This window comes from Martinezella tropici, assembly GCF_008370325.1.
Classification (GTDB): domain Bacteria; phylum Pseudomonadota; class Alphaproteobacteria; order Rhizobiales; family Rhizobiaceae; genus Rhizobium; species Rhizobium tropici_B.
Genome location: NZ_VNIP01000003.1, coordinates 78968 through 104116 on the forward strand (window position 1 = coordinate 78968; position 25149 = coordinate 104116).

17 protein-coding genes and 3 pseudogenes are annotated in these 25149 nt (G+C 55.7%); 6 read left to right on the forward strand and 14 right to left on the reverse strand.

The annotated features are described in order from the left end of the window. Positions 1-28: 28 nt before the first annotated feature. The 12 genes from FP026_RS30720 to FP026_RS03350 form a co-directional block, all read right to left on the reverse strand. Positions 29-1966: a M10 family metallopeptidase gene (locus tag FP026_RS30720; RefSeq protein ID WP_149633210.1), complete on the reverse strand. Its 1938-nt coding sequence runs from the start codon at positions 1964-1966 to the stop codon at positions 29-31. Positions 1967-2108: 142 nt separating this feature from the next. Further along, positions 2109-3419 carry an HlyD family type I secretion periplasmic adaptor subunit gene (locus FP026_RS03305; protein ID WP_149633211.1) on the reverse strand — a complete coding sequence of 437 codons (1311 nt, stop codon included), beginning with the start codon at positions 3417-3419 and terminating at the stop codon, positions 2109-2111. After that, complete coding sequence (locus tag FP026_RS03310) at positions 3416-5167, reverse strand: type I secretion system permease/ATPase (RefSeq protein WP_281408568.1); 1752 nt, start codon at positions 5165-5167, stop codon at positions 3416-3418. The genes FP026_RS03305 and FP026_RS03310 overlap by 4 nt, the downstream gene beginning before the upstream one ends. Positions 5168-5818: 651 nt before the next feature. Next, entirely contained in the window at positions 5819-6952 is a 1134-nt protein-coding gene (locus FP026_RS03315) for an acyltransferase family protein (RefSeq protein ID WP_188112482.1), read from the reverse strand. A gap of 194 nt (positions 6953-7146) precedes the next feature. Next, positions 7147-7278 carry a hypothetical protein gene (locus FP026_RS30725; protein ID WP_281408569.1) on the reverse strand — a complete coding sequence of 44 codons (132 nt, stop codon included), beginning with the start codon at positions 7276-7278 and terminating at the stop codon, positions 7147-7149. A gap of 840 nt (positions 7279-8118) precedes the next feature. Then, positions 8119-9327, reverse strand: coding sequence for an acyltransferase family protein (locus tag FP026_RS03320; RefSeq protein ID WP_149633213.1), 1209 nt, complete (start codon positions 9325-9327; stop codon positions 8119-8121). Positions 9328-9618: 291 nt separating this feature from the next. Further along, entirely contained in the window at positions 9619-10671 is a 1053-nt protein-coding gene (locus FP026_RS03325; protein WP_149633214.1) for a hypothetical protein, read from the reverse strand. 538 nt (positions 10672-11209) lie between these two features. Beyond that, positions 11210-12127, reverse strand: coding sequence for an SMP-30/gluconolactonase/LRE family protein (locus FP026_RS03330; protein WP_149633215.1), 918 nt, complete (start codon positions 12125-12127; stop codon positions 11210-11212). Between the two features lie 34 nt (positions 12128-12161). After that, the gene (locus tag FP026_RS03335) at positions 12162-13112 is read right to left on the reverse strand and encodes an ABC transporter permease (RefSeq protein WP_149633216.1); all 951 of its coding nucleotides are present in this window, start codon (positions 13110-13112) and stop codon (positions 12162-12164) included. After that, on the reverse strand, positions 13109-14053 hold the full coding sequence (locus tag FP026_RS03340; protein WP_149633217.1) for an ABC transporter permease: 945 nt from the start codon (positions 14051-14053) through the stop codon (positions 13109-13111). Before FP026_RS03340 ends, FP026_RS03335 begins: the two co-directional genes overlap by 4 nt. After that, a complete protein-coding gene (locus tag FP026_RS03345; protein WP_432444091.1) occupies positions 14050-15513 on the reverse strand; it encodes a sugar ABC transporter ATP-binding protein in 1464 nt (487 codons plus the stop codon). Before FP026_RS03345 ends, FP026_RS03340 begins: the two co-directional genes overlap by 4 nt. 107 nt (positions 15514-15620) lie before the next feature. Beyond that, on the reverse strand, positions 15621-16637 hold the full coding sequence (locus tag FP026_RS03350) for an ABC transporter substrate-binding protein (RefSeq protein WP_149633219.1): 1017 nt from the start codon (positions 16635-16637) through the stop codon (positions 15621-15623). Between the two features lie 298 nt (positions 16638-16935). Here FP026_RS03350 and FP026_RS03355 point away from each other — a divergent pair, with 298 nt between their 5' ends. The 3 genes from FP026_RS03355 to FP026_RS03365 all read left to right on the forward strand — a co-directional run bounded on the left by FP026_RS03355 (position 16936) and on the right by FP026_RS03365 (position 20533). Further along, positions 16936-18174 (forward strand): GAF domain-containing sensor histidine kinase, encoded by a 1239-nt coding sequence (locus FP026_RS03355; protein WP_149633220.1) that lies wholly within the window; start codon positions 16936-16938, stop codon positions 18172-18174. Further along, on the forward strand, positions 18171-18902 hold the full coding sequence (locus tag FP026_RS03360) for a response regulator transcription factor (RefSeq protein WP_149633221.1): 732 nt from the start codon (positions 18171-18173) through the stop codon (positions 18900-18902). Before FP026_RS03355 ends, FP026_RS03360 begins: the two co-directional genes overlap by 4 nt. A gap of 101 nt (positions 18903-19003) precedes the next feature. Then, entirely contained in the window at positions 19004-20533 is a 1530-nt protein-coding gene (locus tag FP026_RS03365; RefSeq protein ID WP_149633222.1) for a UxaA family hydrolase, read from the forward strand. A 12-nt stretch (positions 20534-20545) separates the two neighbouring features. On the opposite strand, the gene FP026_RS03370 is transcribed toward FP026_RS03365, so the two are convergent. Beyond that, positions 20546-21541: a GntR family transcriptional regulator gene (locus FP026_RS03370; protein WP_149633223.1), complete on the reverse strand. Its 996-nt coding sequence runs from the start codon at positions 21539-21541 to the stop codon at positions 20546-20548. Positions 21542-22468: 927 nt separating this feature from the next. On the opposite strand from FP026_RS03370, the gene FP026_RS03385 reads away from it, so the two are divergent. From FP026_RS03385 to FP026_RS03395, 3 genes and pseudogenes are all read left to right on the forward strand, one after another. Next, the gene (locus FP026_RS03385) at positions 22469-23635 is read left to right on the forward strand and encodes a hypothetical protein (protein ID WP_246665224.1); all 1167 of its coding nucleotides are present in this window, start codon (positions 22469-22471) and stop codon (positions 23633-23635) included. Positions 23636-23987: 352 nt separating this feature from the next. Continuing rightward, positions 23988-24241, forward strand: a pseudogene (locus tag FP026_RS03390) (type II toxin-antitoxin system VapB family antitoxin). Further along, positions 24241-24411: pseudogene (locus tag FP026_RS03395) on the forward strand (PIN domain-containing protein); the annotation flags it as partial. The pseudogenes FP026_RS03390 and FP026_RS03395, both read left to right, overlap by 1 nt. Before the next feature lie 351 nt (positions 24412-24762). Here FP026_RS03395 and FP026_RS03400 read toward each other — a convergent pair. Continuing rightward, positions 24763-24957: pseudogene (locus FP026_RS03400) on the reverse strand (TraC family protein); the annotation flags it as partial. Positions 24958-25149: the final 192 nt, after the last annotated feature.

Consider the following 25149-nt stretch of genomic DNA (forward strand, 5'->3'; position numbering starts at 1 on the left):
AAAATCTATAACGAGCCTGAAGTCCAACTTATGCGAGCACGCCGTCATTAACGTAGGTCCGGCCCTCAAAGATGCCAAACTCCAAATAGTGTACAAGCGGGTTGATCCCAGCGGCGGCGACATCGGGATACAACTTCAGATATCCCGCGGTATCAAAATTGGCGGAGGGATCGCGCCCCTCATGCCAGCCATGCTCCAGATAGTGCGTGAACGGGTTTATTCCAGCTGCCGCCACATCCTTGTTCTTGGCCAAGTATGCTGAGGTGTCAAAAAACGCGTTTGGATCGCGCCCTTCATGCCAGCCATATTGATTGTAATGCTGCTCTGGATCTAAATGAGCCGCAGCCACGTCCGGGTTGTGCTGAAAATAGAATGAACCGTTGTTCAGCAAATCTTTTGCTGTCACAGGTCGCCCTTCATAGAAGCCGTTATTCAGATAATGCTCAAGCGGATCGATCTTAGCCGCGGCCACATCTGGATTGATCCGCAGATATTCTAACGTATGGAAACTATCCGAGGGATCTCGTCCTTCTTTCCATCCGAATTGATCATAATGTTGTAGGGGATCGATTCCCGCAGCAGCAACGTCATGATACTTCGCCAAATATTCGGACGTATCGAAGAATTTGTTCGGATCACGCCCTTCCTTCCAGCCGTACTGATCATAATGCTGGCCCGCATCAGCGCCTGAGTTAAGGACATCCCGATTATGGGTGTAATAGAACATATCATCGACTAAGCCGTCACCCTGAACAACCGTTCTATCGGTAAACTGCAGCTTCTCAATTGAAACCAAGCTTTCCACCGCTCCGGCGCCCTTAACCACCACTGCTTGGTAACGATAATCGACCGATGCCTGTGCAAGGCTGAAGTTGAAGGTTGCCGTATCAACGCCTGCTCCGCCATCGAGCCAATCATTGCCGGCGCCGCCATTTAGCCAATCATTACCGGCGCCGCCCTTGAGTGTATTGTTTGCGGCATTACCAATAATCGTATCGTTGCCCGATCCGCCAATTGCGTTTTCGATCAACGAGCGGCTGTCGCCATTGTACTGAAGGGCATTGTAGACATTACCATGAGCAAAGTTACCATCCCCAAGGTAAGCGGTCTGCGCAAATGACATCAACGACGAGCTGCCAGGTTGCAAATTTATAGACTGATTTGTGGTGTAGTTTGAGAAATCATAGGTATCGTTGCCGCCGCCATCCCAAACGGTGAGAAAAATACGGTTGTCGCCAGGCTTTCCTTGCCCCACTCCGTCGATGAACATTTCACCGGTCGTGGGTGAAAAGGTGTAAGTCGTATCTCCGGAATGCGTTGTAAAATTAGCCCCGTACAACTTCTGGATGGCCGCGATGTCATACATCATTAATGACTGAGCAAAGCCGAAATCTTCGTTTGTATAACCAAAGCTCGTCGATGCCGCAAAATAAGAACGGTAGCTCATGACAGTGAATTCCATGCTGTCATGCCAGATACTCATCCTCGAGGAATTATAAAATGAGGGCTCGAAAGAATGCTTAAGGCCAAGTGCATGTCCGATTTCGTGCAGAGTGGAGATCCAGGCATAATTACCCTTGATCGGATCGGTCATCGCACTTGTGCCGGTCTGCGTACCAAACCAGACGTCACCACCAAGATCAGAACTCGATGGAAAATACGTATAGGCGGTATCCTGCGCCTCATCCGACATGCCAAATCGAATTGTAGCACTTCCCGCATCGGCTTTTTCGTTGAAGGAAAGATTCGAGACGGCCGCATATTGTGCCAACGCTGAATTCACCGCGGCCTGCATGGTTACATTGAGTGGCTGAAATGTCAGCTGCTCTCCGGTGCTATAGCTGCCATACTGCGCGCCGCTGGTCGTGAACGAAAAATCCAGTGAAGTTTGCGCCCAATACTGTCCGTAGATCAAGTCATCGGCATCGTCTCCAAAAACCGAGACCGGATAAGTGAGTGTTAGCATTCAATACATCTCCGAGGAAATGGCGATTTTAACGGCCCTTTTTCACTAAGCTGAATAAACGAGGAATGAAGAGTCTGCAAGTAAGGGTGGCATCAACTTTGGCACGATCCTTGATTTTCCAGCGTCATCCTTTTCCACATCGTTACTGTTCCTTAAACGCACGAACCATCTGATCGGATAGAGGTTTTGCCAAATATGCCAAGACCGTTCGCTGGTCCGTTTGGACGAATGCCTCCACGGGCATGCCCGCTAGCGGTACCAGATTTCCTAGCCGTGCCCATTCGACCTGCGGTATAGCGACCCTGGTATCATAATAGCCCTGTCCGGTGCGTTGATCGGTCGTTAAGTCGGCACCGATGCTTGTTATTCGGCCGGCCAAGCCTGGCGTGGTGCGTTGATTGAATGCCGAAAACCGGACCATCACCTCCTGTCCGATAGCTACTTGATCGATATCCCGTGGTGACAGCTTGAGTTCCGGCGTCAGCGCATCCTTGTCGGGCACGATCTGCATGATCGCTTCACCAGGCGTGACGACTGTTCCGCCCGCATGGACGACAAGTTGATGAACGATCCCTTGCTGAGGCGCGCGAATATCGACATGCTTCAGCTCATCTTCGGCAGCAACGAGCCGCTCGGAATATTCGCCGATATCACTTTCGGCCTGACGCAATTGATCCGAGATTTCGGTTCGTTGATCGTCATCGACTTGAATAATCTGCAACTGGGTTTCAGTGATTTTGCCATTGGTTTGAGCTGCAGAAGCGATCAAGCTGCCAAGCTCACCGGTGAGATCCGCAGCATCTCGCCGCAAGCTGTAGACCCGCGTTGCGGGAATGATGCCCTGTTCCAGCAATGGCTGCAGGCTAGCGAGCTCGGTGTTAATGATCGTAATTGCTTGTCGCTTACCCTCCTGCTGAGCGCCCAGCCCTTCCGCCTCCTTCGAAAGTTGGCGGACCCGCTCGGCTAATTGCGCTTTTCGGCCTATTCTGGATGAGCGTCGGTCTTCAAACAACCGCCGTTCTCCGTCGAGTATCGCTGCAATTTCGGGGGTAGCTTGCTCGCTCAAAAGGTCCTCTGGAAAGGTGATCGTCTCTTTCGCATCTCGTTCTGCCGAAAGTCGAGCCACGCGCGCCGAAAGTTCCTTTAGCCGTTTCGAGATGATGGCACGATTGGCGCGTGCCTGTGTATCGTCAAGATGAACAAGTATTTGGCCGGCTGCAACGTGATCGCCGTTTTTGACGAATACCTGGCCCACAGTGCCACCTTTCTGGTGCTGGACAGGTTTGACATAGCTGTCGACGACCAACGTTCCGGTGGCGATAACGGCGCCCTGAAGACGTATCGTGGCAGCCAATCCTCCTAAAACGCCTACGAGAAGGATAACAGCGGCGAGTGCAATCAGCGTTAGACGGCGGACGGCGCGTTCGGCAAGCGGCGTGTGAGCCCCCTTCATTGGGCCATCTCCTCGCCGCCGATAATCAGTCGGACCGGTTGAAGCCCCGGTGGTCCGGGTTGCGTTGTCTTCCTGAGAACCTCATCTTTCGGCCCGAAAGCCTGCATTTGGCCGTTGGTCAACACGAGCACCTTGTCGATCGCAGCAAGCGCGCTGGGGCGATGTGCAACAACCGCGACAATGCCTCCACGGGCTTTGACGCTCAGTATCGCCCGCGATAACGCAAGCTCTCCATCAGCATCGAGATTTGAGTTGGGTTCGTCGAGAACGATCAGGAACGGCTCACCATAAAGCGCGCGAGCCAGCGCAATACGCTGCCTCTGTCCGCCCGACAGCGCAGATCCTTGTTCGCCTATCTTGGTTTCAAAGCCTTTGGGAAATTGCAGGATCATTTCGTAAACGCCTGCCGTCTTCGCAGCCGCAATGATCTTCTCTGATGTCGCATCCGGATCAAATCTAGCAATGTTTTCGGCGATAGATCCGCCAAACAATTCGACGTCCTGCGGCAGATAGCCGATATGCGCACCAAGCGCCTGCGGATCCCACTGCGACAGCGACGCCCCATCCAAGCGGACCGTTCCCGCGACCGGCGGCCAAAGCCCAACGAGACCCCGCGCAAGTGTGGATTTACCAGATGCACTAGGCCCGATCACCCCAACGGAGTCTCCAGCCTGAAGCTCTATTGATATGTTTCGCACGATCGGGTTTTTGGAGCCTGGCGCCGCAAGATGCAAGCCTTCGACCTTCAAAGCTTTCTCCGGCTTGGGCAAAGAGACCTCTCGTCCGTCGACAGACATCAGGTCGGCGAGCCTCATCAGACGCGACCAACTATCTCTGGCTGCGACAAAGCTCTTCCATTGGCTGATCGCCAATTCGACTGGAGCTAATGCTCGGCTGAGTAGAATGGAGCTTGCAATCATGATGCCGCCCGAAGCCTCCTGACGAATGACGAGGATCGCGCCAACGGCAAGGACGGCTGATTGCAGCATTATCCGCAAAATCTTCGAAATTGTCCCGAGTGCGACAGTTACGTTTGATAAACGCAAATGATTGCCGAGGTAGCGGCTGTTAATTTCGTTCCACTTCGTGCCGAGCATATGGCCGAAACCCATCGCCAATACGGCTTCGGAGTTTCTGCGTGTTGCTTCCGCCAGCGCCATCCGTTCCGAAATGATCTTGGCCGCCTCTTTTGCAGGCCCGCGCGACATCCGTTCGGTCAGGATCGTAAGACCGACGAGGAGTAGCGCGCCGGCAAGTGCCGTAACCCCGATCCAGATGTGAAAGAGGAAACACAGACCAAGATAAAAAGGCATCCAGGGGATATCAAACAGAGCGGTTGGTCCCGGCCCTGAGAGAAATGAGCGCACGACGTCAAGGTCACGTACGGGTTGGAGACCGTCTCCGTGCACCTGCATGCGCGCGGGAAATAGGACGAGAGAATCGTAGACCGTTGCACCGAAACGCTCATCGACTGAAAGGCCCAGACGCACTAAAAGCATTGAGCGGACCACCTCGAGAATCCCTTGGAAGGCATAGAGCGTCGCCGCAATGATACCGAGGCCGACAAGGGTCGGCAGACTACGGGCCGGTATCACCCGATCGTAGACCTGCAACATGAAAAACGAGCCGGTTAATGCAAGAATATTAACTAGGGCGCTAGTCGCTCCGATGCCAAGGAAAGCCATCTTCAGCGACGATAGCACCGCCACCAGAAATGATCGCGGCGGTTTAATTGCAGTATCGAGCACCTCTAAACTCCGCGCACGCTATTGCGACAAAGACGTAAGCCGCGCCGCCTGGAAATTGTTGAAGGCACATCCTCTGATAGAGATGAGTTATTCGCGTCCTTGAATGTAGGAGATGCGCTTCCTGGCTCGTTAGTCATTTAATTTAGTCTTGCCCCAAATTCGGTCGATGAATTAACCCGCTGCCTACGCTGGCCAACCTCCCGAGAAAAAAAGGTCGCATAGATGATCGATGGCATGCAAAAGCGCTGTCCTTCTGCATCATGCGGTATCGACACCTCATTATCATTCTACGACTTCAACCTTAACTAATCTACTAAAAGAGTGCAGGAGAACGCGCGTCTCGCTTTTTTGCCGCGCAGAATGACAATTGCGCAGTAGTCACGCGACCGCGGTTCGTCATGGCCAGACTAATCTGCGACCAAAAGTAATCGCCAGCAAAACGAAGAACATAAGCTCTAACGGCCAACAGATACGGCAGCGAACACCAACGCAAATACAAACCAAATCTAGAAACGCCTGCGCTCATTCTGCGACGATGGATGCATGATCACATCCCGACTCTTTAGATTTACAAATATCCCATAATTGTACCCTCTCGATTCCGCATATACACGTGGTATCCAGAAAATTGATTCACTATAACTTACGGCTCTACATCTTCTTTGCACGCGACTGCTTGGAGAGCTCGAAAGCAAACCAATGGCCAAATTGAATTGCGGGCGCGTCAACCGTCTTAGTCGCAACCAAGGCGACCGCGATTGCTATCCCAAGATATATCACAAGAGCAGATAGCAATCCAATCAGACCATTCCCCATGAAGCAAATCACAAAGCAAGCAACGGACGTCAAAATTGGAAAATGGAATAAATATAAAGAAAACGATATACGTCCAAGGAACAATGACACGGGATTGGATAGTGGATAGGGCGCCTTCGATCCCGTACAGGTCCCCGCAACCACGAGAACGGCGCCGATACAATTGTAGGCCGACTTTGCATCCCTGACAGTCGGCAGCCAAAGGTATGGTAGGGCGGCATTTTGATATGCACCGAAAAAAAAGCCGACAAACAAGCATCCCAAAGCAAGATAGCCTTTCGGCTTCAACCAATTGAGAGAAGCACCTGCTAAAAACGCAAGGTAATAGATCTGATCATCAGAGCGGGAAATTAAAATTCCAAGTGCCGCCAAAATAAGTCCAGCATACGCTTTTCTCGGAGGCGAAAGGCATATGGCCGCCAACAGCAATAAAGATCCGAGGAATTCCACCTTTAATGTCCATAACGGAGGAACCAACGTTCCATCGCCGAGTATACCGCGATACTCGACAATGTTGAGCAACTCTCCAAGAGAAACAGAGTGGGTGTAAAAATTCTCCAACCATTGCGATGACGAAACAGCGGCGGCCTCGATATTGAAGTAGAACCCTCCTTCGAGTAGCAGCCATGAGAAAAAGCAGGCTGCAGCGATGGGAATGTTGAGCCTAAAATAGCGCCCGATCGCTCGTGCCCTGATCAAATCGTATCGATCTTCCATAGCCGGAGAAGCAAGCAAGAAACCCGAAAGAACGAAAAATACTAAGACCGGAAAATGCCCATTGAAAAATAGAGTGATAGGCGGACTGCTTAGAATCTTCTCCGCAATAGACATGGGAGTTTGATATTTCTCAAAACCATCATAATTGTAACGCAGAAGCGATGGCCAAAATGCTGCCACAAAATGCGACAGCGCAACGTTTATAGCTGCTATTCCGCGCAAGCCGTCTGCAGCATCATTTCTACCCGCCACAATTTCCCTCGCCAGAAACAATCAGAAACGCTTGGATATCATTTGAAGCCGGTATGATCCAGTTTTCTGGAGGGTTTATGAATTGACCTTGTTCCCTTTTCCCCTTTGCTAGTTTCTTTTTTGCCGCAGCGGCGCCGACACGTCGTAAACCAACTCGCTTTTAAACGCTTTCCCCAGGGAGATATTTAGGAGTGTCATAGGTGGCCTCGGGCGCTATAATTCAGGTCCTCCATGATCGGAGCGAACAGGTCATCCGTCTCAATCATCGGCATGGCGAGGATATCGGCGACCTGGCGCAGATCCGTGACGCCCTCTGCATTCAGCAATCAACATCCGTTATCAGCCACATGCCTTGCCTCACAGTACCCGCGCCCCAGTGCCGTCGTGTACACCCGGTAAAGCGATTGCGTCGCAATATCCTCAAGCGGCGGGTTGTGCTGGCTCGCGAGGATATTTTGCCCGTTGACTGCCAAGTGGCCGGATGGCTGATTGTAATTACCGTTAGGATCGAAGGGCAAGGAAATGCCTTAATTGAAAAAGGCGGCTCTAGAGAACCGCCTTGATGATATGATTTTTCAGAAGTCGTCCACTTTTGATCGTCAAAAGGTGGGTTGCACTCGAAATGACGCTAGATGCATACGCTGAAGCCAAGGGTCTCACTCGCTCAGGCTTCCTCGTCCGCGCTGCGCGACGCGAAATTGAGCTTAACGCCACCTAGTTGTGTGACAGCGGGCAATCATGCCCGTGGTCTCGCTCATATTTCTATTATGTTCTGGGTGTATCCCAAGATCGCAAGAATCTGCTGATCTGCATCTGCGCTACCATCGCCGGCATTTCCAATACCCCCATGCACTGGAAGCTCTTTGCGGCCAAGGCTTATATCAGGCCGAATTCGGAAGTGAGAGGCAGCCGCAGAGCGCAAAGGTTGGGGTTGACGCAAGGGCCGGCAAGGAGGAGAGCAGCCTGCTGCAGGGAAAACTCGCGGCCCCGCAAGCGGAGCTAGCCGGCACACAGGCGGCGCTGGCCGCAACAAGAGAGCAGCAACGGCACGTAAGCAGCCAGGTCGATGCGCTGCAGAACTCAACAAGTTGGCATGTTACCGCGCCGTTGCGGTCCGTCAAGGCGATGTTGGAAGGTGGTAGGCGCGATGAATGAGTTCGGTGCAACTACAGCGACACGGCTGCGGGTTGCCATCGTGCAGAAACTGCCGCAGCAAGCGCGATGGCCCTTATATCCACCAACCATTCCATCGCCAGCGCAAAAATGAATGCGGTGGGAACGTAGGCAAAAAACGCCATAGCTACCGCGACCGGGTAAGTCGACCCAGTGGCATCTGCGACCATAAAACCAAAACAACCTGCCGAGAACAATGCCGGGATATGCGTCAGATAGAGCGGGAAGGATATCTTGCCCAGATACTTAAAAACGCGACCGGACAGTGCCCTTTGCGCCGCCTCCCAGCCCGAAAGCAATACCACCAACGCCAAAGCGGATATTTCATGCCAAAGGGACACGTTCCCCTGATTTATGAACCCTGGCACGTGCCAATTTATTGACGGCACAAACCCCATCAGCGACACTATAGCATCCCAGTAGGGACCGCGAGCAACAGAAAACGGCACCGTGCCCAAGAAGCAAATCAGCAGCAGGATCGGAAATCGCCATTTTAGGCGAGATGCGAATCGGTGAACTTGCAGAAGATAAACACTGCCGCCAAACAGCATGATGGAGACGAACGTCCGACCAACAACGGCACCAAACAGCAAAAGCAGGATGCCCGCTCCGGTCTTACTTATACGTGATATGCCCGTACAGAACATAAGGATCAACACTATGGACCCTACAAACTCGATCGGCATTGTCCAAAGCACAGAGTTGTAGGAGTTATCCAATGTGGCGTTTCCAAGCAAACTATTCCAAGCCTGATAGAGCCCATCTGTAAAGCTTGGGTCGGATTGGCTGAATTGCTTTGCCAGCCAATCCGACTTGGTAATCGCGGCAATCCTTTGGTTGAAAATAAGCCCAATTTCGAGCAACGCCCATCCAAGAAGGCTCGCTGCAAGTACTGGAACCCCGAGCCGGATAGTGCGTTTCACCAACAATCCAGGCAGCGCCAAACGGCTGTTGTGAAACGAATTCGCCAGCACAAAGCCAGACAGAGCGAGAAAAATGCAGACTGAGAAGTTGGCCCCCGCTCCTACAAAAAGGAACGGATAAGCGGAAAGCGCGACATCCCAACTCCCGTGAGAATTCTCCACTTTTCCGGTATAAATCGCGAAGTCGAACGCAACCAGGAAATGAGACACGGCCACGTTTAAGGCAGCCAGGCCTCGAAGGCCATCGAAGAACACGAATCGGCTATCAGCACTGTGCATAGTTTTGCCTGGGTTTCTACTAGGATATGCGGGTAGCTCAATAAGTTGCGGAAAGCGAGAAAAATATTCCGCTCTCGCTTAGGGACGTGGCCAAACCACCCACAGGTGAAAAGAATGTCCGAGGCCGAAGGGCGCGCGACGTTCTAAGCGGCTGGTCGACCGCCCTTGGGAAGATTCTGCGGAAAATAAGAGATCGCACCGCGACAAAGAACTTCGACCGGTCCATTGTAGGCTCCAACGAAAAAGGGCCGCGAAAGCGACCCCTGTTGCATCATTTATAGATGATAGTTTTCATCTGGAGACGAGACGAGTATTTCGCCAGACCTGGACGCCGTCCGCGGTGATCATGGAGGCGAAATCGCTCCGATCCAGGCTGTAACTGAACCGACACGGCTTTTCATGCTCAAGCGTCCACCCCATGGAGTGGAATAGCGTCAATAGCTGCGCCTCAACGATTCGAGAGTGTGTACCGATGATGACCCAACGGACGCGCTCATTGATGACTTCCTGAGCTGCAGCGCAAACCTCGCCTTCCCAGCCCTGTATGTCTACATGCAACATATCCCACAGAGGCTCTTTTGAGAGGAGGTCCGCTCCGGCCAGAATTTCCACATTCATAAAATCGTTTATGCGCCCGGCGTTATAATCATCATCAGCTACGTCGCCCTCGCGAATTGGTCTTGTCCCCCAATCATTTCGGGGGTCCGGATGCTTGGGCCATTGAGCGCGACCGGGTTCAGGTCCCACCGCTGCCAGATAGACCAAAGTCGGTTCAGGCTCGAAACCATTGTCGCGATAATGCTGCACCATGGTTTCGAAGTGAACGGGATCGGCTTCGACACCATAAAGCTTGATGTCGGAAATCCCTTTATTTCGCGCAGCAACACCACCGGCAATGATCCACGGCCCCCAGCCGGCGCCCCACTCCATTGCGGTATATCGACCTGATGCGCTTCTGACGGTCTTTACGAGGCCAAGCCATTCAGTAGTTTCGGCATGGTAGTCGCCAGGAACCGGAGCGCCTTGGACAGCGCCGCTCAGATGCTGGACTTGGTCATACAGCGACGAAACTCGCGTCCGCACACCCATGAAGTCCACTATGAAGCCAGGCTGCGACTTTCTATTGTGATTGGTGAACTCATCGAAGATTGCAACATCAGAACTGTTGTATCCTCGATAAATCTGCAGCTCGCCCAAAGGCTCAGCCGAGGGCACCTGTTCAGCGGTTGCCCTTGCCGCCTGTGACATATTTTCGATATCGCTTCGGATCAGCTCAAGGACGCGAGGCGCAACGCGATGAGCTATACTCGGCGCTATCGTCTGACGCCATACGGATTTAAACATGACATAATACCCCAAAGATTGTGTCTCTAGAGCACATATCAGCATCCTTGGATTGCTGAAACTAATAAATAGTCGATCATAGACCTCCTCGATGAGAAACTGATCCTCATTTTATTGCAGGTTGGTTTGGGCGTATGGGCTCCTCCGCAATCCATTCTATGTTGGGAAGCTCGTATGGGATCGCGTCTATATAATAAAAACCCTTCCACGGAACGTCGCGTTTCAAAAGCGAACCACGAAGCGGCCATCGAGGCCATCAACGCCCTTCACCTTCGGATTATTGAAGATGAGCTGTCTGATACGGTGCAAAATCGAAAGAATGAAGTCGGCGGCAAGCACTCTTACATTTCGCCAAGAAACAAGCGCCTTCTATCCGAGCTCCTCAAATGCGCGGTCCGCCTCGGCAGTTTATCCACCGTCGGGGTTGATAACGCTGACCCCGGTAGTTGCAGCACCTGGGAGGAAGCCAAGAGCTGCTCGAACAGTGTTCAATATTACCATCAATCGACATCTTATTGTCTATGGCACACCGGCTCGTTCACGGCATCTGCGCACCCGTTGCGGTCGTGAAGACGCGATAAAGCGATTGCGTTGCCGTGATAAATAGCTGGTTACGTCGCTGGCCGCCGAAGGTGAGGTTGGCGACTGTCTGGGGTGTTTTGATCTTGCCGATCAAGGTGCCATCAGGTGCGAAGCAGTGGACGCCGTCGCCAGCGCTTGTCCAGATATTGCCTTCGATATCGGCCCGGAAGCCGTCCGGTATGCCGGTGTCAATGTTGCAGAAGACCCGGCCATTCGCCGCCTTCTTTCCATCGACGTCAAAGACGCGAATGTGTCGCGGGGCGCCGATGTCGTGGCTAGCGGCGGAGTCGGCAACGTAGAGCTTCGTCTCATCGGGAGAAAATGCCAGGCCGTTCGGCTGGCGGAAATCGTCGACGACGATCTCCAATTCGCCCGTTGATGGATGGAGCCTATAGACATTGCGGGTCGGCTGTTCAGGCTCCGCCTTGTAGCCTTCGTAGTTCGAGAGAATGCCGTAGGTTGGATCGGTGAACCAGATGGATCCATCGGAACGAACAATCACGTCGTTCGGCGAGTTCAGGCGCTTACCCTTGTAACTGTCGGCAAGCACCGTGATCGAGCCATTGATTTCCGTGCGTGTGACCCGGCGACCGCCATGTTCGCAGGAGATCAACCGCCCCTGCCGGTCGCGCGTGTTGCCGTTGGCGAAATTCGATGGCGCGCGGAAGATCGAGACGCCGCCGCCCGGCACCCAGCGCAGCATGCGCTCATTGGGGATGTCGCTCCATATCAGGCATCCGGTATCGGCGAACCAGGCAGGTCCTTCCGCCCAGCGGCAGTCCGAATAGAGCTCCTCCAGCCCGGCACTTGGAACGACGAGGTTCCGGAAGCGGGTATCGTAGATTTCGTAGGGGGAGGAGGAGTCGTTTGACATTGCGATTGTCCTAAAAACTGCTGAGGAAACAGTGTCAGCGCCCGCCGACGGGGCGTCCGCCTGCAACGAGAATGACGGCAATGATGATCAGGCCGGTCAGAATGAGCCTCGGCCCGGCGCCGAACCCATAGGTGTTCAGCATGGAGACCACCAGGAACATGAAAAGCGATGCTCCCCATATGCCCGGTACGTTCGAATCGCCGCCGGCGACTGCGGTTCCGCCGATAATGACGACGGCGATCGACATCAGCAGATATTCGGCCCCCATGTTGAGGGCAGCTCCGCCGGAAAAGCTCGCGAGCAGATAGCCGCAGATTGAGGCAAGCACAGCGCAAAGCACATAGGTAGCAAGCCGCGTTCCGTCGACGGGAATGCCCGCCATGCGCGCCGCGAACATGCTCTGCCCGATCGCCGATATCCAGCGGCCGAAGATCGTCCGCTCTAAAAGCACCCAGGCAAGGACCGAAAGCAGAAGAGCAACAATTGCCACATTCGGGACACCGAGGAAACCGGACGTGGTGAAATCGGCCAGTTGATCCGGCGGCTTGATGCGCAGACCGCGGTTGCTCCAGATTGCCGTCGACTGGATGATGAAGCTCATCGATAGTGTCGCGATGATGGGCGGGATGCGCAAAAGCTTGATCAGGCCATAATTGCCGATGCCGATACCAAGGCCGATGAGGATCGACACGAGGAGACCGGGCACGATCATTCCATCCTCGACATTCATGAGCTTGAGCGCGATTGTGCCGGCAAGTGTCATCGTGGCCGGCACCGACAGATCGATATTGCCCGGACCGAGCGTGATGACGAACATCTGCCCGATGCCGACGATCACGGAGAAGGCGGCGAAGGTCAGCGCTGCCTGCGAGAGGCCGATGGAGCTCGCACCGCCCGTGAAGAGCACGGTGACGAGCCAAACGATTATGGTGGCGAAGAAGGACCAGATCCAGGGCTTCCGGCCGAGTGCCCGAAAAGCGATCATGATTGTTTCTCCCGCTTTTCGACTCGGTTGAGCAAGAGCCGCAGCGCCAGCACGATGATCAGGATGGCACCCTGGGCACCGATTTGCCAATCCGGCGAGATCCGCAGAAATGACAGGAATGAGCCTGCCAAAGTCAGGGTCAAAGCCCCAATGACAGCACCGACCGGCGAAACGCGGCCGCCTATGAACTCTCCGCCTCCGAGAATGACGCCGGCAATCGACAGAAGCGTATAGCGCAGCGCGATGTTTGCATCCGCCGAGGTGGTAAGCCCGACCAGTGCGACGCCTGATAACACCGCAAAGAGACCGGCAAGCCCATAAGCAGCCGCGCGCAAGGTGACGACGGACCAGCCGGCGCGCTCAAGCGAACGTTGATTGCCGCCGACGCCACGGATCAGCACGCCGAAGGACGAACGCATGACGATCAAATGCGAAATCAGCGCGATCACGATACTCGCGACGATCGCCATGGGGACGAGCGGTGGCTTCGAGGTCATCAGCCAGCGGGCCCAATCGGGCGCCGTGCCACCCGGCGCGGGAAGCAGCAGCACCGCAAAGCCGCCCCAGACGAAACTCATCCCGAGGGTGACGACGATCGACGGCAAGTCCCTAATGTAGATGATCACGCCGATGACGGCATAGACGGCGATCGCGGTAGCGAGAATGAGGATGCCCAGCAGCGGTGAAGACTGCAGATAGGTCGCCGCCACACAAGCCGTGAAGCTGACGAACGTTCCCATCGACAGATCGAGATCGTTGACCGACATGATCATCATCTGAGCAATCGTCGCGAGCGCGATGGGCACGGCGAGATTGAAAAGCAGATTGAGCCCGATATAGCTCATGGCCCGCGGCTGGAGATAGAAGACCGCGATAAGCAAAACGGCGAGCGATAGCGCCGGGATAAGCAGACGCAAGGTGGCGGACGATGGACGGATCATGCGCCCTCCCCGGCAAAGGAAGCTGCCAGCACGTTTTCCTCCGTGATTTCCTCTCCCACCAGCTCCGCGACGATAGCGCCGTCTCGAAAGACATAGGCGCGGTCGCAAAGGCGGATTTCGTCCATCTCGGTGGAGTACCAGATGAAGGTTCGGCCTGCGGCGGCTTCATCGTTCAGAATGCGATAAACTTCCTGCTTAGTGCCGATATCAACACCGCGCATGGGATCATCCATCAGCACGATCGGCGAAGTGGTCGCGAGAGCCCGGGCGAACAGAACTTTTTGTTGATTGCCGCCGGACAATGACAGGATACCGTTTTCCATCGCTGGTGTGCGGACTTCGATGCGCCCCTTCCACTCGGCTCCGAGGCTTTCCTCTCGTTCCTTATTGACAAGCGACATCTTCGAGAGATCGCCGAGCGATGCGATGCTCAGGTTCTTCAAGATGCTCCATAGAGGAAAGGTCCCGTTCAGACTGCGGTCACCAGCAACGAAGGTAATATTCTCCCGCCTGCCGGGCAGCCAATTGCTCGACAAGGAGCGATGGAGATCGAGCAACATGTCGGTTTGCCCATGACCCGCAAGTCCGGCAAGGCCGACCACTTCGCCCTTGCGGACCTCGAAGCTCAGGCCCCTGCCTCTTCGTGAAGACAAGGTGAGAATAGGAGGCGTGACGGCACGCTCCCCATTCCCGTGCTTGCGGTCCTGTTCCTTGACGACGCTGCCCATGGCCTGGACGAGGCTTCGGACGTTAAAATCGTGTGCGGCACGATCGGCGACGACCCGACCGTCCTTCATGACGAGAATCCGGCTTGCCGTCGAAAGGATCTCGCCAAGGATATGCGAGATCAGCATGACCGCGCCGCCTGCCTGCACGAACGTGCGCACATAGGTCATCAATTGCGCCGCCAATCCGGCATCGAGCGAAGAGGTCGGCTCGTCCAGAATGACCAACTTCGGCCTCTCGCCGACTGTGCAGAAGGTGATCGCAATCTCCACCATCTGCCGTTCGGCGATGGAAAGTTCACCAACGGTGCTCATGACGTCGATCTTGTGCCCAGTGAAAATCTCATTGAGCTTGGCGCGCGCGATCGTTGCCGCCTGCCGACGCCAGTTCCAGCCGGAGAGACCGTGATGAACGACGCGCATGTTCTCGACAACGGTCAGGTTGGGGGCGAGCGACAGCTCCTGAAAAACACAGCGAATGCCGTGCGCACGCGCAGCATTGATGCCGTGCGCTTTGTCGTTGCCGTCGTAGGCAATCGTTCCTTCATGCGGGTTAAGACCGCCGTTGATGACGTTGACGATCGTCGATTTGCCGGCGCCGTTGTGCCCGACAAGGCCGATGCATTCGCCGGCGTGGATGGTCAGATCGGCACCATCGAGCGCCCTGACCGCGCCGAAATGCACCTTGATGCCTCTCGCCGAGACGACAGCTTGCCGCTCGCTGTCTTCCTTCATCGAACTATTGTCTTTGACTGCAATCATGGATCGTCCGGCCGGCCGTTGCATCTAACCGGAGCCGCCCCCATCGGCGGCACCGGCCTTCATTTGCTAATCGATATCGATTACTTCGCCGCGGCGATGACCTTCTTGGCGTCATCGAGCGTGTATTCGACATTGGCGACGCCTCCGGCCTGCGTGGTGGCCAGACTGGCTTCGAGATTGTCCTGATCGATGCGCAGGAACGGCACGACCAGATCCTTCTTCACCTGCTGACCGTCGAGGATCTGCTGGGCCACCCAAAAGGCCAGCGTGGACACACCGGGGGCAATGGAGACGGACATGGTCTCATAGTGATTGGCGTCCTTCTCCTTCTTCCACCAGGCAAGCTCGTCCTGACGGTTGCCCATGACGATCGTCGGCATGGGACGTTTGGCGGCTGCAAATGCCTGCGCAGCACCGTAGCCGTCGCCGCCCTGCGTCACGACCGCAGCAATATCTGGAAGGCTCGGCAGGATGCCGGCGACGGCGCGCTGCGCGACATCCTGCGCCCAGTCGCCATGGACAGAGCCGACAATCTTGAACTGCGGATATTTGGCGGCAGCCGCATGGATACCAGCGGAAATCTCGTCATCGACGGAAACGCCGGCAAGTCCGCGGATCTCTAGTACATTGCCACCTTTCGGCATCTTCTTGGCGAGATACTCGATCTGGCTGGCGCCCATGCCCTTGAAGTCGACGGCAATGCGCCAGGCGCAGGGTTCGGTGACGATGCCATCGAAGGAAACCACGACGATCTTGGCATCGCACGCTTCCTTGATGGCGCCGTTCAGCGCGGTCGGTGATGCGGCGTCGATGACGATCGCATCATAGCCCTGCAGGATCATATTCTGAATCTGCGCAGCCTGTTCCGTTGCCTGATTTTCCGCTGTCGTAAACGGATCGGCGGCAGCAACGACGCCGGCTTTCACGGCTTCGCCCGTGACTTTCTGCCAGCTGGTCAACATGGCCTGGCGCCAGGAGTTGCCGGCATAATTGTTCGACAACGCAATCTTCTTGGATGATGTATCAGCAAAAGCGAAACCCGGCACGGCAACGCAGGCGATGACGGCGGATGCCAGAAGCATCTTGGTAATATTCATATTTTCCTCCCAATGAGCCCGTACTTCATCTTCCAGGCCAAGATTTTCGAGCGCGCTCCTCAACGAACGATCGAAAATATTATTTGCACTGCAGGTTCCCCTGTCAGTACAAGCAGGATGTCCGAGAATGTTTCGATTGTACAGGCGCTTAAGCTGCGGGACCCTGCGGGATCCCGCAGAAAATATGCGCAAGTCCGCAGGACGAACGGCTCGGATCGGCGCTTAATAGCGTCGGAAATCCGTATGCTGCGATCGATCGGAGGAGAAGTGGTCGACGCATTGCCTGGGAGGGCGTGTCTTGCGCGATCTGGCGCCGCAATCGGTCTTCGACCATTATCTCAACATATCGAGGCTCCTCGCCGGCCAGCTCGATTTTCACTCCGTTATCCGGGCAGTCGCTGCCGAAATCAGCCATGTGATCCCGCATGATCATCTCGACGTCTGCATCATGCTGGTGGACGAACAATTTCATACGGCTTATGAGAGCGGGCTCGAGACCGATTGGGGACGCCGTTTTCCGGCGCCGGTCAGCAACAGCCCCATCCGCACGCTTCTCTGGGGCGAGAGCGATTATCTGCTGACCGACGACGCCTGGAGCGATCCGCAGTTCCATTTTCAGGGCGCTTTTTCACACCCGATCTTTCACCAATCGCTGCATAGCCGCGTGCACGTGCCCCTGAAGGTACAGGGTCATGTCATCGGCGCGCTTTCCTGCTCGAGCCACCAGACCGGCTTCTACACCATGCAGCACGTCGAAAGCGCCCGCGTCATTGCCGATCTGTTAGCACCCCATTTCTTCGCTATCCGCGCCGCCGACCAGGCTAAACGCTCTGCAATCGTGGAAGCCGAGGCCCGCGCCCGCGAGGAAGGTCTTCGCCTCGGCGCCCTGAAATTGACCGAGGCATTGGAGGCCGAGCGACAACGCATCGGCATGGACCTGCACGATCAGATTCTGGCCGATCTGACCCGCCTCGCCCGGCGGCTGGAGAGGCTTGCCCGCCAGCCCGACGTTACCGGTGAGGCCCTTGAACCGCTCTTTCGCGGTTTGCAGCATAGCATGCACGACCTTCGCCAGATCATCGAGGAGGCCAAGCCCTCGGTCCTTCAGCTGTTCGGCTTTGCGCAGGCGGTGGAAAACCATCTCGAACGATCAATCCAGGAGAGCGGCGCCACGTTGGCCTGGACGCTGAAAGACGAGACGGGCGGTGCGATCGATTGTCTCGAACAACCAGTTTCCATCGCCCTTTTCCGTATCGCGCAGGAGGCCATCAACAACGCTATACGCCATGCCCAGGCCAGCAGCGTTGACGTTCACCTGAAAACGGCTGGCGGCGCGGTGACCATTGACGTCATGGATGACGGTCTTGGACTTGGAAATGCCCGCAGGCCGTCGGGCGGCGGCATCGAAAATATGCGGACCCGCGCGCGCCTGATCTCCGCGCGATTCGCGATAAAACCGGCCGGCACATCCGGAGGCACATTGGTCAGCGTCACCCTGCTCGCCAAGGCGCAGCCGGTGGGAGGAGCCGCGGCATGAAGGTTCTGATCATTGAGGACGATCCGCTTCATCGCTCCTATCTCAACGAGGCAATCCGCGCCGCACTTCCAGAATGCGACGGCGTGCTGGAAGCTGAAAACGGAAATACCGGCGAACGGATGGCGCGAGATTGCAAATCCGCCCATATCGTCATGGATTTGCAGATGGGCCAGCGCAACGGGATCGAAGCGGCGCGCACCATATGGAAGGAGCGGCCAGAGACGCGCATCCTCTTCTGGTCGAACTATTCCGACGAAGCCTATGTTCGCGGCGTGTCGCGCATCGTACCGGTCGGCGCCGTCTATGGCTACGTCCTGAAATCGGCTTCCGACGACCGGCTGAAACTGGCGCTGCGTAGCATCTTCATCGAAAGCCAGTGCGTGATCGATCGCGAAGTGCGCGGCATGCAGCAAAGAAGCCTTGGGAACGTCAACGGCTTCACCGAAGCCGAATATGAGATCCTGGTCGATATCGCGCTGGGATTGACCGATCGCGCCATCGCCCAAAGACGCAATCTCTCGGTTCGCAGCGTTCAAAACCGATTGCAGCAGCTCTATATCAAGCTCGGAGTCTATCAGCCGCTCGGCAATCAGGACGATGATGGCCGTTTCAACCTTAGAGCACGCGCCGTGGCTGTGGCGTTTCTCAGAAAGCTGCTCAATCACAGCGCTCTGGAACGAGCGGAAACCGACCTTACCGCCTGGCTCGCCCGCCAGCCTCATGATTGAAAGACAGAATCTGCCACCGATGTCGATCATGCTTGACGTCTTCCACCGAATAATTGTCTATTGCTAGCAATAGACATTAATCCAACCATACGGAATTTCTCATGTCCGCCGTTTCTCCTGTCATCCTGCTCAATTCCATCGATGATGTCGCGGTCGCCCGCGTGATGATCCGCGCCGGTAGCGCGACTGGCATTGACGGCCTGATTGCTGTCGACCAGATCCCGCGCGGCCACAAGGTTGCAGTCCGCGACATCCAGTCGGGCCAGGAAATCCGCAAATTCGGGCAGCCGATCGGCGTCGCGACGCAATTCATTCCGGCTGGCGGCCATGTTCATCTGCAGAACCTGGCGGTCATCGAATCCGAACATCCCTATCAGTTCAGCGTCGATATCGAAGAGACGGGCATGCTGCCGCGCGAGGACTGTCGGACCTTCATGGGCTTCGATCGCGGAGCGGGCGGCGTCGGCACGCGCAACTTCATCGGCATCATCACCACGGTGAACTGCTCTGCGACCGTCTCGAAATATATCGCCGAGCATTTCAATCGCACCGGAGACCTGGATGGCTTCGACAATGTCGATGGCGTGGTGGCGCTGACCCATGGCGGCGGTTGCGCCATCAGCACCCAGTCTGAAGGCTATCGCTATCTGGCCCGCACCCTGCAGGGTTATGCACGTCATCCGAATTTCGGCGGCATCCTGATGATCGGCCTTGGTTGCGAAACCAATCAGATCGCGCCCATTCTTGAGCATTACAAGCTCGAGGAGGGAAATCGCCTGCGTACCATGACGATCCAGGATCTTGGCGGCACCCGTAAGACGATCGCGGCCGCTTCGGAAATGATCAAGGACATGTTGCCCGAGGTGAACTCAGCCAGGCGAACCGTTCAGCCCCTCTCGGGGATCAAGCTCGCCCTGGAATGCGGTGGCTCCGATGGCTATTCGGGGATCTCGGCCAACCCGGCGCTCGGCTATGCTTCAGATCTTCTCGTGCGCAACGGCGGCACTTCGGTTCTAGCCGAAACGCCTGAGATTTATGGCGCGGAACACCTGCTGACGCGCAGAGCCGTCACGCCTACGGTTGCCGAAAAGCTGCTCTCCAGAATCGATTGGTGGCGCGACTATACCCGCCGCAACGGCGCGGAACTCAACAACAACCCGTCCTACGGCAACAAGCTCGGCGGATTGACGACCATCCTTGAGAAGTCGCTCGGCGCGGTCGCCAAAGGCGGCTCCATGCCGCTGAAGGCCGTCTACGAATATTCGGAGATCGTCGACGAGCCCGGGTTCGTCTTCATGGATACACCGGGCTACGATCCAGTTGCCGTCACCGGCCAGGTGGCCGGCGGCTGCAACGTGATCTGCTTTACCACCGGCCGCGGATCAGTTTCCGGGTTCAAGCCTGCACCCTGCGTCAAGATCGCAACGAACACCGAAATGTACAACCATATGCGTGAGGATATGGACATCAACTGCGGTGACATCGTCAGCGGCGACGATACGATCGAGGCTGCCGGCGAACGGATTTTCGAGGAAATTATTGCGGTCGCCTCCGGCAAGAAGACGCTGAGCGAGACCTTCGACTACGGTGACAATGAATTCGTTCCTTGGCAGGTCGGCGCCATCACCTGACGCTGTCCCAAATCAGGTGATGAAACTGTATTCGTCTGGCTGATAGTGTTCGCGGATATAGGCGGCACGTGTCTGCACACTGGGTTGCGAATTGCTTATATGGTCGCGCATGGCTTTCCGCAGCCCTTTCTCGTCCCGCTTTTGCACCATCTCGAATACGCAGGCATGCTCGGCCAAAAATGGCTCATAGTCCGGCCTTTTGATGCGACTGCCCACGATGTGCTTGCTCAGCGTCAAGATGCAATGCGTCCGTTTCAGGATGCTGAGGAATTCCTTGTTCGGGCAAGCCTGGAGGCTGCGCAGGTGCAGGTCGAGCTCCAGCTCGTACATGGTGGAGGCGGAGACATCGGGATAGTCCGCAAGTGCCTGCGATAGTCGCGCGAGCATGACGTCGACGTGGTCTCGGGAAAGTCCGTCCAAGGCGCTGGCAAGCGCCACCGGCTCGATCTGCTCACGCACCTCGTAGAGGTCGCGGATGCGCTGAGCGTCGAGCGGTACGATCGACCAGCGGAAATTGTCGTCCTTCTCCGCGATACCGAGCGTCTCCAGCCTTAAGAGCACGTCGCGCGCCACCCCACGTCCGACGCCGAAATGTCGCGCCAATTCGTTTTCATTGATACGATAGCGACCGAAGAAGGAGCGATGCACGACGATGCGTTCGACGTCTTCATAAAGCGCCTGCCAGGCAAATGCGGGCCTGCCACTGTCCTCCTCAAACAAATTGCTGAGATAGTTACCGAGCTTGACGCGTTTCGGCGGCATTCCCGGCGTTCCGACAATAAAGCCGCGACCATCGAACCGAGCGATCAAACCGTCCTTAAGCAACAGCTGCAGCGCTTGGCGCACGGGCGCACGGCTACTACCGACCAGCCCAGCCACCGCGGCCTCGGTCAGCACAAGGCCATCCGGTACCGCTCCCGCAAGTATCTTGGCCCTCAATCGCCCGTGAAGTTCCTCATAGAGCTTAGTCTTGCGTAGACGACCGCTCTCCAAATGCAAAAGGCTCATCTCGTTCCATACTTCACCAGAGAAGACAGCATCTTGGCTGTCCACATTGCCACGCCGAGTTCAAAATCCTCCCTCGGGCGACCTCGCCATGCTTTTCGATTCCCGTTCGCGTGCGTCGGAGGCCCCAAGCAAGAAACGTGCCCTGACAGTGAATATGATCCGACGCCTCCATAAGGCATGGGTATCCCCTTGAGTGCCTTATCAAACCATACCACCTATTCGGCCGTGAACTAAGAGAGCCTGGCCGTCCAGCTGAGACCGATTGGGATTTGCATTCAACGTCATAGGCCATAGGCTGAATTCCACAAACTCAACATCAGACTACAGACTGAAAACAATTGATCGAGCAGCCCTCCATAGGCTTTCTCGAATGGCATCGCTGAGCCGTCATGTAGTTTTACGAAGTAGGTTTCGTATTGAGGTCAAGCGCTTTTCAACTTTCGGCTTCTCGACAGTTTGAAATCTCTCACGAGCCCTCGCGTCTCTTCGGAATCGCCACACGTCCTCTGACCATGGGATCAGTAGAATGAGATCGCCCAATCTGTTGCGCGTTCCGACGATGGTTACTCAATTTCGCGTTCGCCAGTCCCATCGGTCTTCGGTGGGTCACCCTCCCGGCGCGCTAGCTCATTTTCGACGGCCTCACGAATGAAGGTAGCGATGCCGTAGTTTCCGACTAGAGCCTTGATCCGCTCTTTCGTCGCCCGTGGGAGACGAACTTTCGTTTCCTTCAGATTTAGCGGCGGTCGCCCCATAAAATGTATTCTTCCCCGTCGCCAAATATCAAAAATAAACCGGACCTCCATAAACGGCCCCTTTATTGACGGATTAAACGGGGACGTTTATTGTCAGGTTGCAGACGGCTGGATCGCGTGTTCGCGCACGCTACCCAGCCTAACCACAATCTGGCTGGTTGGAGCTTGGATCATGGCTGATTCTGAGAATAGCAGAACTTTGCCCGTATTTGCCCGCGGAAAAATAAAGCCGTTCCCTCGGACGTGTGAAACCGTCCCGCGCTTGATCGACCGTCGAAACCTGCTTTCCGTCGCTTCGCGCCTCTTAAACTCTCGCATCGAAGATCCTGAGGGTCGGCGAACAGAGCCTGGCCCAACACCGGTCAGAGAAATGTGGCCGAAATGGCATGCTCTCTATCAGCGCCAGGTGAAGGCCACTCGTGTCAGAGAAAAACTTGAAAGGGAATTACTCGAAGAGGCCGGTGGTCTTCCGGTAGCGACGCTGCCCAATGTTGGAAAGGATGGCGCCGTCGAGGTTCACTCTTTTGCCGACATCAATCGAATGGCAACGCAGCTCATTGCCAGAGACCTATCTCAGGCGCGAGCCGAGCTTCGCAGGCGCCGAAAACGATGGAAGGAAGCGGATCAGCGTTTGGGATACAGCGCGGCGGTCGCCCTCGAACAAGAGATCGCGGAAAGGGCCGGAATATCGGGACGTGTCATGTGGATCACACCGCCCTCCTCCCTGATTGAAGTCACCGCGAAACTTCATTGTCTAATTGTCATGCACGATCCCGGCCTGAAGCTCGAAGATGCACCTTGGCCCGAGCTGCGCACGATGCTGAAAGATCTTATCCGCCTAGCTGAGAAGCGCCGACCGACATGCGATGGATTTGCACATCCTGGCAAAGCTGCGGGCGTGGGAAGCATTCTGAACTTGGCGACACAGTACCAAGATGCGGCCAGGAAGCTTGGCGAGGGCTCGTCCAAGCTCAACCCGGCTTCGCAGCGTCTTCTGGCGCTCCATGCGATGGAACTTTATCTGAACGCATTCCTGCTCGCCAAAGGCGTGGATCCCACAACAATTTGCGGTTTTCGGCACGACCTCGACCAGCGAACGCGTATAGCATCCGAAGCTGGCCTTGTTCTGCGCAAACGTACGCTGGCGCACCTGGCCACGCTCTCCGCAGACAATGAGTATCACATCATCAGGTATGCAGGGGAGCATGCTTCCACGTTGTCACAGTTGAACCGAGTTATGGCGACTGTCGATGAGCTCTCGCGCAAGGTGCGAAAGGCATTGCGGGTTACGCCAGCGCAGCCCCGAGAGCAATGCCTGGGAAGCACTCAGAAGGATTAGCATTCCGTTGGGCTGGCGTAGGCAGGCGAAACCTCTTCCCTCGCGGGACGATGGATCAGGTGGGCTCGCTCGGGCTCTTGTCGATCGCTTCCCGCTGTAAGAACGCGCAACAGATTGGGCCATCTCATTCAACTGATCCCATGCTCGGAGGGCCGTGTGCCGACCCCGAAGAGAAGCGAGGGCCTGCGAGGGACGTCAAACTGTCGAGAAGCTGAAAGCTCAAAAGCGCTTGACCTCGACACCCCGAATAGAGAAGGGCCCAATGCAGTGCGGCAGATCGATTTTCGTGCAATCTCCTCGGTTATGAGCTATTTAGGTGGTAGCATCCTATCTGGATAGAAAGGTACCTACCGTGGCCCTGAGTACTAAAGACGCAGAAACGGAACGGCTTGCGCGGGCGCTCTTCGCCTAAACTGGCGAAAGTATTACCGTTGCCACTCGCACGGCACTCATCGAGCGGCTGAATCGACTAAGTTCTGATGTTCAGAAAGCTGCGCCGCTTGAAGATCTAGCAGCAAGCCGCCGTGATTGGAAATCGCTCCCCGTTCTGGATCGCGTAGCGCCGACGAAATCCTTGGCTATGACGAGAATGGGCTACCCAGCTGATGGTCATCGATACGTCCGCCATCGTTGCAATAGCCTTCGACGAAGCTGAGGCAAGCTCATTCGAGTCGCGCATCGCCGACGATCCTGTCCGTCTGATTTCGGCAGCAACCATCTTCGAAACATCGATGGTACTTGAAAGCCGTTTGGGCGAGCCAGGGGGAAGCGAACTACCTTCGGAGGCTTTCTCGATTCGAACAGCGCCGTCGGGGCAATAGCTCTCCTCGTAAACCTTCAGGACAGTATCGAACGCGGCTCGCTGCTGCTCCAGGATTGCGATCTCGCCGCGAAGAGCCTCGATCCCAGTTCCCAGTTCTTCCCGCTTCTTCTTTAGCTCCTCCATCTGCATTCGCAATAACCTCTAAAAGCTACGCTTTCAGACTATCTGATCATGGGATGGAAGTCTGGTACTGGGTCCTACATAATTGCGCGCGATTTTCTCGCGCGTGTCCTTCTTGCAGGCATCGGATGTCGTCATTCGCGCCATCCGCTCAAGCCTCGCTATCCAAGGCCCTGCTCTTGTCACCTTGGCCGCCGTGAAACCGCTTCGCCAGATCTTCAAACGCTGCCTGGAGCGCGGCTTCCTTGATCTCGATTTCGCCAAGGCCTGCCTTGAGCGCGATCTGGCCAATCCGCTCGACGTCACGGGTCTCCACGGCCCTAAGCTGTTCCTGCAGTTTGGCGATTTCGTCGCGAATCCTTGAAGAAGGTTTCTTCATTTCCGATCGTCTCCCTGACTGAGAAAGCATGTCATGCGAGCCCAGTCTTTCGGATGGGCGTGCGCAGCGCACTACTGTGAATCCTACAATCGCCAAGGCGCAAGCTTTGGTGAATGATCCCGGCCGTTCCGAAGGAGCGGGTCCAAGGGGGCGCAGTTATATACGTCGCTGGCGCGACGTGCTGCTGAGACA

Coding starts and splice junctions, on each gene's coding strand:
- FP026_RS30720 (WP_149633210.1), bottom strand. CDS start 1,966: ATGCTAACACTCACTTATCCGGTCTCGGTTTTTGGAGACGATGCCGAT.
- FP026_RS03305 (WP_149633211.1), bottom strand. CDS start 3,419: ATGAAGGGGGCTCACACGCCGCTTGCCGAACGCGCCGTCCGCCGTCTA.
- FP026_RS03320 (WP_149633213.1), bottom strand. CDS start 9,327: ATGCACAGTGCTGATAGCCGATTCGTGTTCTTCGATGGCCTTCGAGGC.
- FP026_RS03325 (WP_149633214.1), bottom strand. CDS start 10,671: ATGTTTAAATCCGTATGGCGTCAGACGATAGCGCCGAGTATAGCTCAT.
- FP026_RS03330 (WP_149633215.1), bottom strand. CDS start 12,127: ATGTCAAACGACTCCTCCTCCCCCTACGAAATCTACGATACCCGCTTC.
- FP026_RS03335 (WP_149633216.1), bottom strand. CDS start 13,112: ATGATCGCTTTTCGGGCACTCGGCCGGAAGCCCTGGATCTGGTCCTTC.
- FP026_RS03340 (WP_149633217.1), bottom strand. CDS start 14,053: ATGATCCGTCCATCGTCCGCCACCTTGCGTCTGCTTATCCCGGCGCTA.
- FP026_RS03345 (WP_432444091.1), bottom strand. CDS start 15,513: ATGAAGGAAGACAGCGAGCGGCAAGCTGTCGTCTCGGCGAGAGGCATC.
- FP026_RS03350 (WP_149633219.1), bottom strand. CDS start 16,637: ATGAATATTACCAAGATGCTTCTGGCATCCGCCGTCATCGCCTGCGTT.
- FP026_RS03360 (WP_149633221.1), top strand. CDS start 18,171: ATGAAGGTTCTGATCATTGAGGACGATCCGCTTCATCGCTCCTATCTC.
- FP026_RS03365 (WP_149633222.1), top strand. CDS start 19,004: ATGTCCGCCGTTTCTCCTGTCATCCTGCTCAATTCCATCGATGATGTC.
- FP026_RS03370 (WP_149633223.1), bottom strand. CDS start 21,541: ATGAGCCTTTTGCATTTGGAGAGCGGTCGTCTACGCAAGACTAAGCTC.
- FP026_RS03385 (WP_246665224.1), top strand. CDS start 22,469: ATGGCTGATTCTGAGAATAGCAGAACTTTGCCCGTATTTGCCCGCGGA.